This window comes from Burkholderia sp. MR1-5-21, from assembly GCF_053427715.1.
Map to the genome: position 1 here is coordinate 88692 of NZ_JBSAXD010000021.1, position 15703 is coordinate 104394.

Genomic DNA, 15703 nt, shown 5'->3' on the forward strand with positions numbered 1-15703 from the left:
TTGCTTGGCCCGGGGCCATCATTCATTCTCGTATTGGTGAATTATCGCATAGCGACCTGCCGGCGACCGGCCCCGAATCGGTAGCGATGTGTGTCGAAGTGTAAATGTCGCAAGAATTCCCGGTAGGCGTGGGCGTGGGCGCAGAAGGTCAGATCAACAGACACGGCTGGGCAGAGTACTGAAACTGGCGGAAAATCAATACCTTGTGTGCACTTGGCCGACGCCTTGGCTCGGCGGGGTTCCCGTATTGTGAAACGATTCGCCATGATAGCATTCGTCGTTTTACCATCGGCGCCTTGTCGCGCGTCGATGGACCGATCGGCCAGGTTGCCTCCATGGACTGGAATCGCGCCTGGGCGGGCTGCGAACAACGAATCAATATGTCTGACAATATAGCGATCGAATCTCACGGCATCAGCAAGGGCTTTGAGTCCTATGAGCGGCCCGGCGACCGGCTCAAGAGAGGAATGCTGGGCGCCATCGCCCGGATCGCGCCAGGCGTGTCGATGCGGGATGCGGTGCATCGGCGTGGCGAAGCGCTGTCCAACGTCTTCTGGGCACTTCATGACGTGAGCTTCTCGGTTGCCGCAGGTGAGACCGTCGGCATCGTGGGACGAAACGGATCAGGCAAAAGCACGTTGCTGCAGATCGTATGCGGAACTTTGGCCCCGACCCAGGGCGATATCGTCGTGCGCGGCAAAGTGGCTGCGCTGCTTGAACTCGGCTCGGGCTTCGACGTCGAGTATACGGGTCGTGAAAACATTTATCTGAATGCACAGTTGTACGGACTATCTCGTCAGCAGATCGACGAGCGATACGACTCCATCGTTGCTTTTGCCGACATTGGCGAATTCATCGATCAGCCGGTCAAGACTTATTCGAGCGGCATGTTCGTGCGTCTGGCGTTCGCGGTGATCGCGCATGTCGATGCGGATATCCTCGTGATCGACGAGGCGCTTGCGGTCGGTGACGCCTTTTTCAATCAGAAGTGCTTTCGGTTCCTGCACGACTTCAAGCGGCATGGGACCATCCTGTTCGTCAGTCACGACACGTCGACGATCCGGAAGCTTTGTTCGCGAGCGATCTGGATCGACAGCGGGCGGATCGTGGCGCAAGGCAAGCCGGCGGATGTCTGTGCGGCCTATCTGGAGGCGCGCTACAGCCCGGCAGGGAACGGCGTGCCGGCGGTGCCCGTGGAGCCCGTTCTTGACGAGGCTTCGCAGGATTATCGTCGGGAGCGCATCAATGCGACTGCGCTGCGCAATGACATTCAAGTGCTGGCTTTCAATCACCAGTCGCAGGCGTTTGGCGAGGGCGGCGCACGGATCGTCGACGTTGCGTTCTTCGACGATGAAGCGCGCAGGCTCGACTGGATCGTCGGTGGCGAGACGGTCACGTTGCGCGTGACGATCGCTGTCGACGAACCGCTTGTTTCCCCGATCGTCGGCTTCTACCTCAAGAATGAACGAGGGCAGGAGTTGATCGGAGAGAATACGTATGCCACATTTGCCGATCGCCCCGTGTCGTGCGACGCCGGCGACGCGCTATGTGCCGAATTCTCGTTCATCATGCCGGTACTTCCGATTGGTTCCTTCTCCGTCAACGTCGCGATCGCGGAGGGGACGCAGTATGACCATGTTCAGCACCACTGGATTCACGACGCATTGCCACTCCAGGTGCATGCATCCCGCGTATGTCATGCGCTCATGGGCGTTCCGATGGTGCACGTCGGATTGTCCGAGCAGGCATAGCGCGGAACCGGCCTGATCCGCCATCTCGAATGCAATCTCGAGATGCGAGCTTGCCGTCGTGTGTGGAGACGACGACTACCCAAGAGATTTTGCATGTTTGCTGAGCAGGATTCTGAAATGACAACGCAAGAACGGACTTTTCGATTCAAGAGCGCGAAAGATGACCACTCGTTTACGGGCGAGCGATATCTGCCGGGCGTTGGGGGGCCGATTCAGTACGAGCACTACCATCGGTACCTTTTCTCGACGGCGATCTGTGCAGGCAAGGACGTGCTCGATATCGCGTCTGGGGAAGGCTACGGCTCGGCCCTGCTTGCCCAGGCTGCGCGCTCCGTGGTCGGTGTCGACGTCGATGCGCAAGCGGTCGAGAATGCCAAGGGCCGCTATGGCGACGTGTCCAATCTTCGGTTCGAATGCGGTAGTGCGACGCAGATACCACTGGGCGATGCGACGGTCGACGTTCTCAATTCTTTTGAGACGCTCGAGCATTTTTACGGGCACGAAGCGTTCATGAGCGAGGCGCGTCGCGTGCTGAAGCCTGGTGGCATCATGATCATTTCGACGCCGAACCGGCCGATCTATTCGCCGCCGGGCGCGCCGCCCAACGAATACCACGTGCGCGAGCTCGATCGCGAGGAGTTCGTGCAATGGCTCAAGAGCGGGTTTCAGAATTTCGTCCTCTACGAGCAGAAGCCGCTCGCGGGATCGCTGCTTCAGAAGGAGGGGCGTGACGGCGCGCGCCCGATCAATTACTGGTCGGAACGGGATATCGGTGAATATCGCGCGACGCCGGGTGTTGTGGATCCTGTGTACTTTATCGCGATTGCGTCCAATGGGCCGTTGCCGGAAATGGACGACGATCTGCTGGATGGCGGCGTATCCTTCACGCGCTACGACCAGGCGCGTAACGCCCATATTGGTGCGCAGGCAACCGAAATCGTTCGCCTGACGACGGAAACGATGGGGCGCGCGGATGAAATCGGCCGTCTCACTTCGGAAACCGTAAGGTTGACGGAGGCGGTGCTCAAGCGCGACGACGAGCTCGGCAAATTGACGGCCGAAGCTGTGCGGCTCAACGAGGTCATAGGCGCCAAGAACGCGGACATCGAGCGCCTGACTGCTGAAGTCGATCGATTGGCTCGACAGGTTTCGGAGTTTTCGGGCGACCGTGAGCGCCATGAGGAAGCGATGGCGACCGCGCGCAGGATGATTGCGCGTCTCGATGCGCAGAACGATACATCAAGGGCCCTGGCTGCTCGAGTCGACGTGCTGGCCGAGCAGCTGAAACAGGCGGGAAGCGCGCCCGAGGGTGCGCGCAAAGAATCCGGTGGCAGCGAGCGCGGAACCGATCCGTCGACAGTTGCATTGCTGACCGAAAACGAGGACCTCCGGCGTCAGTTGAACCTGATCCTGCATTCGTCATCCTGGCGCGTGACGAAACCGCTTCGCTACGCGGCCCGGCGCATTCGCGCAAACCGGCAGGCTGCTGCGCAACCGGCATCGAGCCCGAATCCGGCGGTACAGGAACCGTTGCAAGCGGATGTCGCGGCCGGCTCGTCGCTTCCGGTGCTTCGGCCATTCGACGAGGCGGCGTTGCCGCGAGCGACCATCATCGTCATTCAATCCGAGGGCGGCGCCACCTTCCGGGCATGTCTAGCGGCATTGAGCCAGCACACGACTTCCGTTCCGTATCGGATCTTCGCAGCAGGTGAAGTCGATGCGGAGCTCGCTGCGCAGAGCCGGGTGCGCGTCATCGGCAACGGGCCCGTGACGCAGTCGATGTCTGAATTGGCGGCGCAGGTCGGCGACGTAACCGGGAGTGAATTCGTCGTCGTGATGTCGGACGCATTGCTGGCGCGCCCGGGTTGGCTCGCGGCAATCGATGAGGCGTTCGAACGCTTTGCTGACGCGTCTGCGGTCTCCGCAGTCATCCTGGAGAAGAATGGAGCGGTGCACGCGGCCGGTGGCGTGATCGATGCCGGCGCGCGCCTTCTGCCCGCTCATGCCGGTGCCGCCAGCGATGACGCCCGGATCGGGAACGTGACCGAGATCAAGGCCGCAAGTCCCGGATTCATTGCCGTTCGGCGGGATGTCTGGACGCGCATGGCGAGCTCCATGGACGACGTGCCTGTTCTGACGACTGGGTTCGCCGCGATGGCACTCGATCTGTATTCACGGTGCGAGAAGACTTACCTGCAACCGTTTGCCAGTTTCGTGCTGTCGGGTACGGAGCCCACGAGTCAACCGGCGGGCGATGACGAATGGGATGACGCCTACCAGCGTTGGGTGCTGCGGCACCGCCATGACGCGCTGTTCCGCGTGGAGCGGCCGTTCGGCGACGTGCTCGCCGCGCCGAAAAGGCCGAAAGTCGTGATCGTCGACGCGTTCGTGCCGAAGCCCGATCACGACTCCGGTTCGGTGGACGTTTACTGGTACATGCGAATTTTCCGCGAGTTCGGCTTCGATGTGAGCTTCATTGCGGCATTCGAGCAGTCGCCTCCCGCCGCCTATATGGATGCACTGCGACGCTGGGGCGTGCGAGTGCAGTGTGCGAGCGATCTGTCGTCGCTCAATCGGCTGTTCATGGAGGAGGTCGCGGATGCGCGCGTTGTCATCGTCCAGCGCATCATCGTCGCCCGTCATCTGGTCGAGCCGCTGCGCCAGGGCGCGCCGGATGTGAAGCTGGTGTTCGGCACCGTGGATCTTCACTATCTCCGTGAAGAGCGGGCCGCGATTCACGATCGCTCCGCCGAAGCGCTGGAAGAGGCGCTGATGCTGCGCCGTACCGAAGTTCAGACGGTACGCGAGGCCGATGCGACCATCGTAGTGAGTCGTCTCGAGCATGATCTGCTGAACGAACTGGTGCCTCGCGCGAATGTTCATCGGATCCCGATCCCGCGGCTACCGACGCGCTCGGCACGCACATTTTCTGAGCGCTCCGGCGTCGTGTTCGTCGGTGGATTCGCGCATCGTCCGAACATCGATGCAGTGAAATTCCTGGTCGAGGATATCTGGCCGATCGTCAGACGGAGCCAGCCGACGGCGGAGCTGCGCATTGTCGGAAGCAGCGTGACCGATTATGTCCGGTCGCTCGACAATCCTGCGATGGGGGTGAAGATCGTCGGATTCGTCGAGAATCTGGGCGACGTGTTGGACGTGGCTCGCGTATCCGTCGCGCCGCTGCGTTTCGGGGCAGGTATCAAGGGCAAAGTCGTTTCGAGTCTGTTGCACGGATTGCCTTGCGTATTGAGCAAGATCGCGAGCGAAGGAATGGGGCTCGTTGCGGACGAACAGGTGCTCGAAGGCGAAGGCGCGGAAGAAATTGCCGCCGCGATCGTCAGGCTGCTGGAAGACCCGCAATTGTGGCAGCGCGTTGCCGACGCCGGTTTCGCGGCCGCGGTGGCCGAGTATTCCGTGGAAACCGTGGCGGACAGACTGTCTGCGCTTCTCGATTCAATCGACGTCCACGATGGCGATCGTGTTTTGCGTACCGGCGCATTCGACATTCACTGACCGTTTCATTCATATTGATTTTCGCCATGTTGCGTTCCCTGTTCTCATTGTTTCGCAAAGCGCCACCGCAACGCCGTCCCCGCACCGACGGGAAGCTCGGTGTCTTGATCGAACTGGCTTCGTTCGACAAGGGCGGACTCGAGAAGGTCGTGCTCGATTCCGCGATCGCATTCGATCGCGCCCGCTTCGACGTCACCATCGTGACCCCGGGAAAAGTGGGGCACCTCGGCACCGTCGCTCGCGACGCCGGGCTCCGTGTGGTCGGATTGCCTGCAACGAACGCGTTGACCGCGTACGAGAAATTGCTGACGGAGCTCAGCATCGATATTTCGATGTCCCACTTTTCAGATACGGGTTATCCGTTGTTCGCCCGTTTCGGGATTCCTAACATCACGTTTATCCATAACGTCTATGCGTTCTTTTCAGACGCACAGTCTCGTGCGTTTGCAGACAATGATCGCTATGTGGATCGTTACGTATCGGTTTCCAGGAACGCAACGCGTTACGCGGTAAGCAATCTTGGTGTATCGGAGGACAAGGTCATTACCGTGCCGAACGGTCTCATCCTGTCCGAGCACGAGGCGCGGGAGAAGCGTGCGCCGAAGCTGACGCGGGCCCAGCTTGGTCTGGCCGATTCCGATTACGTGTTCGCGAACGTTGCCTCCTACAACCTGCACAAGGGGCACTACGTGATGGCGGATGCGATGCGTCATTTGCTGGCGCGCAGGCGTGACGTCAAGATCCTGTGCGTCGGCAACGTGATCTTTCCGCCGCATGTCGATGCGCTTCGCCATTACCTGGCCGAGCACGAACTGGATCAGCACATTCTCATGCCCGGATACTTCCCGGATGTCGAGGACGTGCATCGTGTCGCAGACGCGTTCATCCTGCCGTCGTTCATCGAGGGGTGGAGCATTGCGATGAACGAGGCAATGTTCTACCGAAAGCCGATGATCCTTACCGACACCGGTGCGTCTGCCGAAGTCATCGATGGCGACGACATCGGCATCCTGATTCCGAACGAGTACGGAGATACGCCGAATCTCAACTCGAAGTTGCTGGACGAGCTTGCGTATGCGCCGCGGCAATACGAGATTGCACCGATCCTCGCGGATGCGATGGATCAGATGGCATCGAACGCGGCGACGTGGCGGGAGCGGGGGGCACTGGGGCGCGACAAGATCTATGCGAACTACGACTTTGCCAATATCGTGACGCGCTACGAAGCGATCATCGAGGATGTGGTCAGGACGCGCAGCCGTTGATGGAAGGAGCGGATATGCTGAAAACACTGAAGTCGTTCTACCGCTTCGTCAGATGGCGTTTCAAGCCTGCTGTCTGCTTCTATCTGGGCAATCATCTGTTCATGAACTATATGCCTTACGGCATAAGGCACTGGTTCCTGAGGAGATTCTGTCAGGTGCGAATCGGCCGGGATTCGAGCATCGCAATGGGATGCTTCGTGACTGGTTACAACATTTCGATCGGTAACAACACGGTCGTGAATCGGTATACCTATCTGGATGGCCGTGTTCCGTTGACGATCGGAAATAACGTGAATATTTCGCACTACACGTTGATTCAGACGTTGACGCATGATCCGCAGAATCCGGATTTCGTGTGCCTGTGCAAGCCGGTCGTCATCGAGGATCACGTGTGGATCGGTGCGCGTGCAATCATCAGCCCCGGGGTTCGAATCGGCGAAGGGGCCGTCGTCGGGGCGGGTTCGGTCGTGACCCGCGACGTAGCGCCCTATACGATCGTCGCCGGAAATCCGGCGCGTTTCATCAAGGAGCGGACACGGGATTTGCGCTATCGGTCACGGTACTTTCCGTTTTTCGATACCGATATCCAATAGCAATGTGTTCGGGTTGTTACAGGTAGAGTCATTGTCCGGTCGTGAATATGTCGATTTTCAAACTCCGCAAATCCCCTGCGCCTGCTTCGCGTGCTGACGTCACTGTTTCCGTGGTCATTCCGTTGTATAACCATGCTCGGTATGTCGAGGGCACGCTGCAGAGTGTATTGTCGCAGACGTCCCCTGCTGACGAAATCATACTGATCGACGACGGTTCGACCGATAACGGGTTTGGCATCGCAGCGCGCTTGCTTGAAAAGGTCCCGAATGCCAAGGCATACCGCCAGGAAAATGCCGGGGCCCACAATACGATCAATCGCGCAATCGGACTCGCACGCGGCGACTATGTCGCGGTCCTGAATTCGGATGACGTCTTTACCGCCGACAAGCTTGGACGCTGCAGGGAACTGATCCAGGAGCGGCCTGGCGTGGGGCTGATCGCAGGACGCGTCGGCATCATGGACGACAACGGTATCGAGCAACGTACCGGCGTTGCCATCGACTGGCTGGCGCGCGCGTATGGTTTCCTGGGCGACACCGGTTTGCCGCAGCTCGCGCTGCTTAACGAGAATTTCGTCGCGACGACGTCGAACATGGTTTTCAGCCGTGCGCTCTGGCAAGCTGCAGGCGGGTTCCAACCGCTTCGCTACTGCCACGACCTCGATTTCCTGATGTACGCGTTTGCCCACAGCAGTGTGTACATCGATCGGGATGTGCAGCACATCGTGTATCGCGTGCACGAAAAGAACACGATCAAGGAAGACTTGAGCAAAGTGCGCGTCGAGATTGCCGCCGTCATCGCGCAGGCGCTCGCGATGTCAGGGCCGCGACTGTTTTCGGCCCGATTGGACGGAAGCGATCTGGGTGCATTCCAGCGATTCTTGCGGAACAAGGGGATGACGGAGATGTTGTGCTTTCTCCAGGCCGTACTCCCGGCATTTCCGACTCGTGCGGCTTTCTATGAATATGCAGCGGATTCACGCAACGCCGACGCGTTTCGCGCGACCGTGATGGGTTGACCTGCGACGAAGCTCGACGGCAGCCGGCAGGGCAGTGTGCGTTTTCCGTTGGCGCATGCTGCCCTGCCGACGCGCTGACGTGAGTCGTGTCGGCTCAAACGTAGCCGAACTCGCTGAGCGCTTCTGCGGCGGTGGCGCAGCAATGGGCGTTGATTTCGCGCGACAGTTCCGTCTGCCATGCGGTTGCACGCTCGTGCAGGAACGGCCGGGACAGATTGAGATGACTTTGATCGTTGCGCAGCACCGGAGCCCGCGTCGCGCTATCCAGCATGGACTCTTCGAAAGGCAGGCCGAGGAATGTCGTGGCGCGCGTTAGTACATCCCGCGGTTTCGACACGAGATCCTCGTAGCGCACGAGCAGATAATTCGAGCGTCCGCGCATCGCCTTGTGCAGGTGGAGATTCGTGTAATTCCACAAGCGGGGAAAATATTCCTCAATGCCCGGCGGCGCCCACGGCACGTTCTTGAGGGAGAGCACCGTGCCACGCACGTCGCGGACGATGTGAAGAAACTGGACGGTATCGGCATTCAGGAGCCCGATTTCTTCGAGCTTTCGAATCGACAGGAGATCGTCGGGGGTCTTGTCGCCGCTGATTCGTTTTCCCGTGTTGGAGGCGATGCGGCGATAGATCGCCGTGAGCACGCCGGCAAGGGTCGGCTCTGCCTGGAGCAGTGCCGCCTCGATTTCGTCCGCGGATATGTAGGGCTCAAGCACTTCGGCAAAGTCGTCGGTGGACGTGATGATTCTGCAAATCAGCGGACGTGCAATCGACCATTCGCTGATGCAGCCGATGACATGAGCGATCGGGCTGATGAACGTGGTCTGATTGGGAATGAAGATGCCGCTATGAAGATTGAGGGACTCTTTGAACAAAGTCGTGCCGGATCGTGGCGAGCCGAACAGGATGAACATGCTGGTAGGTACGGACTGTGTTGGATGATGCGGCATCGGTGTCACTAGCTTGGTGCTGCGAGGCAGCAACCCGACGCCGACGCTGTGCGACCCGGGCACGCTTGTTGCCGGGCGGGACGCGGATCACGCGGTGGATGAAGAATTAACGACGCATTGTAAGCAGTCTAGGAAAGTGACGGCGACGCGAGTGAGTCCATTCGTGCGCTAACTGTTACGACGTGTTACCCGGTGGCGGATCGAGCGCCGTCGCATGCCGCGTTGCTCGAATCGGTTTCGGGGCGTGGAATGAGGCCTTCGTGCATATCGCGACGTGGCGGCTGCGCTCGCAACGATTGGATCGATGACGTGCGGTGCCGGCGTTATCGATGGTCAATTGGTTTGCGATCGCGCTGGGCGTCGATGCAACGGCGGCGGCGGCAAGCAGGTCGACGGCACGCGCGGGACGACGTACTGAAACGCCGTGCGGAGCAACCGGCAGGTGCGCAGGTGTTGCTGACGCAATCAATCTCACGCAGGAAAATGGGGGCGGTTTTTTCTTGCTGCCGTCGCCCCGGCGGACGTTAGAATTGTGTCGCTGGCCTTGCGTAACAAACGGAAAGCACGCTTGCGCGGCCCGGCGGCTGTGCGCCACACTTACACTTTGTCACACTTCGCCAGTGTGTCCAACCGGCGCTTCATCATGCAAGCGCGTAGCCGAACCACGGATGAATGTAATAAGCGTGCCGTCCCGCGATGCCGACGGCTTGTCGGTTTCCATTGTCGTTTACCGTCCCGATGCCGCCCAGCTCGAGCAGACGCTGACCAGCCTGACCGCGGCCTGCGCACGCTTGCGCGCAGCCTCGCCCGGTTATCCCGTCGATCTGTTTCTGGTCGATAACGGCGGACTTGGCGACGTCAGCGCCATGACCCGCGAACTCGGGGCGAAAGGCATCGCATGTCGGGTGCTGACGGGGCACGGCAATGTCGGCTACGGGCGAGGACACAATCTCGCGATCGCCCTGTCAACGCGTCGATTCCATCTGATCCTGAATCCCGATATCGATATGGATGCCCAGGCGCTCGTGGTTGCACGCGAGTTCTTCGATGCGCATCCCGATGCAGGTGCGCTTGCTCCATGGATCGGCGATGAAAAGGGCGGGCAGCAGTATCTGTGCCGCCGCTATCCGTCGATTCTCGACCTGCTCGTGCGCGGCTTCATGCCGGTACGGCTGAGGCAGCCCTTTGCGAAGCGACTCGCGCATTACGAGATGCGCGATGCGATCGCCGGCACGTCCGTCGTCTTCGATCCCCCGATCGTCAGCGGCTGCTTCATGCTGTTCCGCACGGACGTCCTGAAAAAGCTGCGCGGCTTCGATCCGCGCTACTTCCTGTACTTCGAGGATTACGACCTGAGCCTGCGCACGCACGACGTCGCCCGCGTCGCGTACGTCCCGTCGGTTCGCGTGGTTCACCACGGCGGCGGCGCGTCGCGCAAGGGTTTCGCGCACATCCGGATGTTCGCGGCATCGGCCTTCAAGTTCTACAACCGCTTCGGCTGGAGGTGGTGGTGAGCCGCATCGTCGTGACCGGCGCGAACGGCTTCGTCGGCCGCGCGGTGTGCCGGCTCGCGCTCGCGGCGGGGCATGACGTCACCGGCCTGGTGCGCCGGCCGGGCGGATGCACGCCGGGCGTGCGCGAATGGGTGCACGACGCGCCCGATTTCGACGGCCTGGCCGACGCGTGGCCCGACGACCTCGACGCCGACTGCGTGATCCATCTGGCGGCGCGCGTGCATGTGATGCACGACGAAGCGCCCGATCCGGATGCTGCGTTCGATGCGACCAACGTGGTGGGCACGCTGCGTGTCGCTGACGCAGCACGCACGCGCGGCGCGCGCCGGATCGTCTTCGCGAGCAGCGTGAAGGCCGTCGGCGAGGGCGATGCAGGTGCGCCGCTCGCGGAAAACGCCGCGCCCGATCCTCAGGATGCCTATGGGCGCTCGAAACTGCGTGCCGAACAGGAGCTCGCGCAGTTCGGCAAGTCAGCGGGACTCGACGTCGTCGTCGTCCGTCCGCCGCTCGTCTACGGCCCGGACGTCCGCGCCAACTTCCTGCGAATGATGGACGCGGTCGCGCGCGGAATGCCGCTGCCGCTCGCAGCCATCACCGCCCGCCGCAGCCTCGTCTACGTCGACAATCTCGCGGACGCGCTGCTGCGATGCGCGACCGATCCGCGTGCCGCCGGCGAATGCTTTCATGTCGCCGACGACGACGCGCCTTCGGTCACCGCACTGCTGCGGATGGTCGGTGACGCGCTCGGAAAGCCGGCGCGGCTGTTCCCGGTGCCCGCCGGCGCGCTACGGGCGCTCGGCCGGGTGACCGGCCGCAGCGCCGCGATCGACCGCCTGACAGGAAGCTTGCAGCTCGATACCGGTCGCATCAGGCGGGTGCTGGATTGGCAACCGCCCTATACGACCCGGCAAGGCCTCGAAGCGACCGCCGCATGGTATCGTTCCCGCGATACCCAGAAACAGGCAACATGCATCTGACGATTACGACGTGGCTTACCGCGATCGCGGTGGCGCTGGCCACCGCCGTTGCGTCGACGACGATCCTGCGCACGCTGCTCGCCACCGGGTTGGCGTGGCGGCTCGCAACCGACATTCCAAACGACCGTTCGATGCATACGCGTCCAACGCCGCGCGTCGGCGGCTGGGGCATCGTGCCGGTCTGTGTCGCCGCGATGCTGTGGCTCGCGCCGCAGATGTGGCTGATCGCCGTCGCGGCCGCGGGGCTCGCCGCGCTGTCGCAGCTCGACGACCGGCGCGGGCTGCCCGCCCGCGTACGGTTCGCCGCGCATCTGGCGGCCGTCGTCGCGCTGATCGTCGTCTATCCTGCCGCAGCGCCTTGGTGGCTCCTCGCAGGCGTCGGTTTCGCGATGGTCTGGCTGACCAATCTGTACAACTTCATGGATGGCGCGGACGGCCTCGCGGGCGGCATGGCGCTGTTCGGCTTCGGCGCTTACGCGGCTGCGGCGCTGGCCGGCGCGCAGCCGTCCGCGGATCTCGTCGCCGGCGGCGCGGCGATCGCGGGCGCCGCGCTCGGGTTTCTGCTGCTGAATTTCCACCCGGCGAAGCTGTTTCTCGGTGATGCGGGCTCGATTCCGCTCGGTTTCATGGCGGGCGCGCTCGGCTACTGGGGCTGGCGGCGCGGAGCCTGGCCAATCTGGTTTCCTGCGATGGTGTTCGCGCCCTTTATCGCCGACGCATCTGTAACACTCTCGAGACGATTGTTACAAGGCAAAAAGTTCTGGCAAGCACACCGGGAGCACTATTATCAGAGGATGGTGCGATCCGGCATCGATCATGGACGCACCGCCGTTTATTGGTACCTCATCATGCTCGCAGGCATAGTTGCTGCTCTGTGGGCACTGGGCCGTCCGGAACTGCAGCAGTGGTTGCTGTTTGTCGCTTGGTATGGTGTCCTCGCATGCATCGGACTTGCGATCGACATGCGGTGGCGCCGGATTCAGCAGGCCGCCGAAAACAATTCTTGAGGTCTCCCGCCGATGTTGCGATCCAAAGCATCGTGGCTGTCACTGAGTGCTTTCCTGTTCGACCTGCTGGCGGTTGTCGCCGCGTGGTTGTTTGCCTATCTCGTCCGGTTCAACGGCAGCGTTCCCACTGATTTTCTGAATGGCTCGCTGATCGCGCTGACATGGGTGCTTCCCGTCTACGGACTCATGTTCCACCTGTTCGGCCTGTATCGCGGGCTGTGGGTGTTCGCGAGCCTGCCCGACCTGATGCGCATCTCGAAGGCGCTGGCCTGCGGCGGCGTGATCGTGATGATCGGCGCCGTGATGTTCCAGCCGTCGCCGATCATTCCGCGTTCGGTGCTGCTGGTGTCGCCGCTGATGCTGTTCCTGATCATGGGCGGCGCACGCGCGCTGTATCGCGCGACGAAGGAGTTCTACCTGTACGGCGGGCTCGTCGGGCAGGGCAAGCCGGTGCTCGTGCTCGGCGCCGGCACGGCCGGCGCGAGCCTCGCGCGCGAGCTGTCGCGGTCGGGCGAATGGCGGCTCGTCGGCCTGCTCGACGACGACGTCACGAAGCAGGGCCGCGAGATCTACGGTTACAAGGTGCTCGGCTCGTTCAACGATCTCAAGCACTGGACCGACGCGATGAAGGTCGAGTACGCGATCATCGCGATTCCGTCGGCGTCCGTCGAGACGCAGCGCCGCGTCGCGACACTATGCGTGCGGGCCGGCGTGAAGGCGATGGTGCTGCCGTCGCTGACCGCGCTGATGCCGGGGCAGGGCTTCCTGTCGCAGGTCCGGAACATCGACCTCGAGGATCTGCTCGGCCGCGACGCGGTGACGATCGACACGCCGCACGTCGAGGCGCTGCTGCGCGGCCGCGTCGTGATGGTTACGGGCGCGGGCGGCTCGATCGGCTCCGAGCTGTGCCGGCAGATCCTGCGCTTCGCGCCGGCGCAGCTGGTCGCGTTCGACCTGTCCGAATATGCGATGTACCGGCTGACCGAAGAGTTGCGTGAGCGCTTCCCGGGCCAGCAGGTCGTACCGATCATCGGCGACGCGAAGGATTCGCTGCTGCTCGACCAGGTGATGGCGCGCCACGCGCCGCATATCGTGTTCCATGCGGCGGCCTACAAGCACGTGCCGCTGATGGAAGAGCTGAACGCATGGCAGGCGCTGCGCAACAACGTGCTCGGCACGTACCGGGTCGCCCGCGCGGCGATCCGTCACGACGTGCGCCATTTCGTGCTGATCTCGACCGACAAGGCCGTCAACCCGACCAACGTGATGGGCGCGAGCAAGCGTCTCGCGGAGATGGCCTGCCAGGCGCTGCAGCAGACGAGCGAGCGCACGCAGTTCGAGACGGTGCGCTTCGGCAACGTGCTCGGCAGCGCGGGCAGCGTGATTCCGAAGTTCCAGCAGCAGATCGCGAAGGGCGGCCCGGTGACGGTCACGCACCCGGAGATCACGCGCTTCTTCATGACGATCCCGGAGGCGTCGCAACTCGTGCTGCAGGCGTCGAGCATGGGACGGGGCGGCGAGATCTTCATTCTCGAGATGGGCGAGCCGGTCAAGATCGTCGATCTCGCGCGCGACCTGATCCGCCTGTACGGCTTGTCCGAAGGGCAGATCCGCATCGAGTTCACGGGCTTGCGGCCGGGCGAGAAGCTCTACGAGGAGCTGCTCGCCGACGACGAGACGACGACGCGCACGCCGCATCCGAAGCTGCGGATCGCGCAGGCCCGCGAAGTGCCCGACAACCTGCTCGACGAACTGCTGCCGTGGCTGATGCAGCATCGCGTGCTCGGCGACGACGAGGTGCGGCGCGACTTGCGTCGCTGGGTGCCCGAGTACCAGACGGCGATCGCGCCGGTGCTGCAGAGCGTGCCGAAGCGCGCGGCGTCGAACGAATGAGAATGAAGCCCGCGGCCCGCTACCTGACGGTGCGGGCCGGCAACGAAAAAGCGCCCCGCGGGGCGCTTTTTCGTTGCGTCGTTGAACCGCCGAGGACGGCGCGAGCGGCTCAGGGAACGCGCCGGTGCTTGCGCACCACCATCCACCGCGGCGTCTTGAAACGCACGATGCTGATGTACAGCCACACGTAGGTCAGCGCGAACAGCACGACGAACGCGAACAGGTGCACCGTGTGACGCCAGAACAGCGTCGCGGGAATCACGGCCACGAGGCACAGCAGCCACAGATACGGCGACGTCAGCGAATTGCGCCGCGTCAGGTCGTGCGCGTGCTTCGTGCCGACGGCCCAGCGCATCAGGCGCTTGTAGACGAGCATGTGCAGGTGCACGCCGTCCGGAATCCCGGGCGACATCCCGCGGACGAACTTCTTCCGGTAGATCGAGAAGCAGGTCTCGAAGATCGGATACATGAACAGCAGCACCGGGTACCACGCGGACACTTCGCGGTGCCGCATCACCAGCATGATCGCGAGTTCGCCGAGCATGAAGCCGATGAAGTACGCGCCGCCGTCGCCGAGGAAGATCAGCCCGGCCGGGAAGTTCCATACGAAGAAGCCGATCACCGCGCCCATCATGATGAAGCACGCGGACAGGATCACGGGGTCGCCGACCTGGAACGCGACGTACGCGAGCGATGCGAACATCATGAAGCTGACCATCGACGCGAGTCCGTTGAAGCCGTCGATGATGTTGACCGCGTTCGCGAGCGCGGCGACCGCGAGCACGGTCACGAAGAACGAGATCGCGACGTAGCCGAGCAGGAAGTCGAGCGGCGGCACGCTGATGCGCGTGACCGCGATGTTCATAAGCAAGAACGCGAGCGCTGCCGCGCCCATTGTGCACAGCAGCCGCGCGCGCGGCGACACGCGCTTGGTCAGATCCTCGACGAGGCCGGACAGGAACGCCGGCAGCCCGCAGCCGACGATGCCGAGAATGCTGCCGGCGATCGTCGGGTAGCGTTCCAGCAGGATCAGCGCCGATGCGACGACGCCGGCCAGGATCCCGATGCCGCCGACGCGCGGCACGGGCCGCACGTGGAATTTCTGCACGCCGGCCAGATCGCTGTCGATGGAAAACTTCTCGTGCAGATGCGCATAGCGCACGATGAAGAGTGTGACGAGCAGGGACACGATGAAGCCGGACGCGAAGCTGAGCATGGGATC

The 15703-nt window shown here is 62.4% G+C and carries 11 protein-coding genes; 9 read left to right on the forward strand and 2 right to left on the reverse strand.

The window, feature by feature from the left end; translation table 11 throughout:
* Positions 1–380 precede the first annotated feature (380 nt).
* The 5 genes from ACV229_RS26045 to ACV229_RS26065 all read left to right on the forward strand — a co-directional run bounded on the left by ACV229_RS26045 (position 381) and on the right by ACV229_RS26065 (position 8141).
* Positions 381–1751: an ABC transporter ATP-binding protein gene (locus ACV229_RS26045; RefSeq protein WP_448086043.1), complete on the forward strand. Its 1371-nt coding sequence runs from the start codon at positions 381–383 to the stop codon at positions 1749–1751.
* Positions 1752–1844: 93 nt separating this feature from the next.
* Positions 1845–5264, forward strand: a complete 3420-nt coding sequence (locus tag ACV229_RS26050; protein ID WP_448085982.1) for a methyltransferase domain-containing protein — start codon at positions 1845–1847, stop codon at positions 5262–5264.
* 104 nt (positions 5265–5368) lie between these two features.
* Entirely contained in the window at positions 5369–6529 is a 1161-nt protein-coding gene (locus ACV229_RS26055) for a glycosyltransferase family 4 protein (RefSeq protein WP_448085983.1), read from the forward strand.
* A 14-nt stretch (positions 6530–6543) separates the two neighbouring features.
* On the forward strand, positions 6544–7122 hold the full coding sequence (locus tag ACV229_RS26060; RefSeq protein ID WP_448085984.1) for an acyltransferase: 579 nt from the start codon (positions 6544–6546) through the stop codon (positions 7120–7122).
* Between the two features lie 47 nt (positions 7123–7169).
* A complete protein-coding gene (locus ACV229_RS26065) occupies positions 7170–8141 on the forward strand; it encodes a glycosyltransferase family 2 protein (RefSeq protein ID WP_448085985.1) in 972 nt (323 codons plus the stop codon).
* Positions 8142–8235: 94 nt separating this feature from the next.
* On the opposite strand, the gene ACV229_RS26070 is transcribed toward ACV229_RS26065, so the two are convergent.
* Positions 8236–9054 (reverse strand): sulfotransferase family protein, encoded by an 819-nt coding sequence (locus ACV229_RS26070; RefSeq protein WP_448085986.1) that lies wholly within the window; start codon positions 9052–9054, stop codon positions 8236–8238.
* 704 nt (positions 9055–9758) lie between these two features.
* On the opposite strand from ACV229_RS26070, the gene ACV229_RS26075 reads away from it, so the two are divergent.
* From ACV229_RS26075 to ACV229_RS26090, 4 genes are read left to right on the forward strand one after another with little or no spacing between them, the layout of a single operon-like run.
* Positions 9759–10604 (forward strand): glycosyltransferase family 2 protein, encoded by an 846-nt coding sequence (locus ACV229_RS26075; RefSeq protein ID WP_448086044.1) that lies wholly within the window; start codon positions 9759–9761, stop codon positions 10602–10604.
* Complete coding sequence (locus ACV229_RS26080) at positions 10601–11581, forward strand: UDP-glucose 4-epimerase family protein (protein WP_448085987.1); 981 nt, start codon at positions 10601–10603, stop codon at positions 11579–11581. Before ACV229_RS26075 ends, ACV229_RS26080 begins: the two co-directional genes overlap by 4 nt.
* The gene (locus ACV229_RS26085; protein WP_448085988.1) at positions 11572–12588 is read left to right on the forward strand and encodes an MraY family glycosyltransferase; all 1017 of its coding nucleotides are present in this window, start codon (positions 11572–11574) and stop codon (positions 12586–12588) included. Before ACV229_RS26080 ends, ACV229_RS26085 begins: the two co-directional genes overlap by 10 nt.
* A 12-nt stretch (positions 12589–12600) precedes the next feature.
* On the forward strand, positions 12601–14481 hold the full coding sequence (locus tag ACV229_RS26090; RefSeq protein ID WP_448085989.1) for a polysaccharide biosynthesis protein: 1881 nt from the start codon (positions 12601–12603) through the stop codon (positions 14479–14481).
* Positions 14482–14590: 109 nt separating this feature from the next.
* Here ACV229_RS26090 and ACV229_RS26095 read toward each other — a convergent pair whose 3' ends face one another.
* The gene (locus ACV229_RS26095) at positions 14591–15697 is read right to left on the reverse strand and encodes an MraY family glycosyltransferase (RefSeq protein WP_448085990.1); all 1107 of its coding nucleotides are present in this window, start codon (positions 15695–15697) and stop codon (positions 14591–14593) included.
* Positions 15698–15703 lie beyond the last annotated feature (6 nt).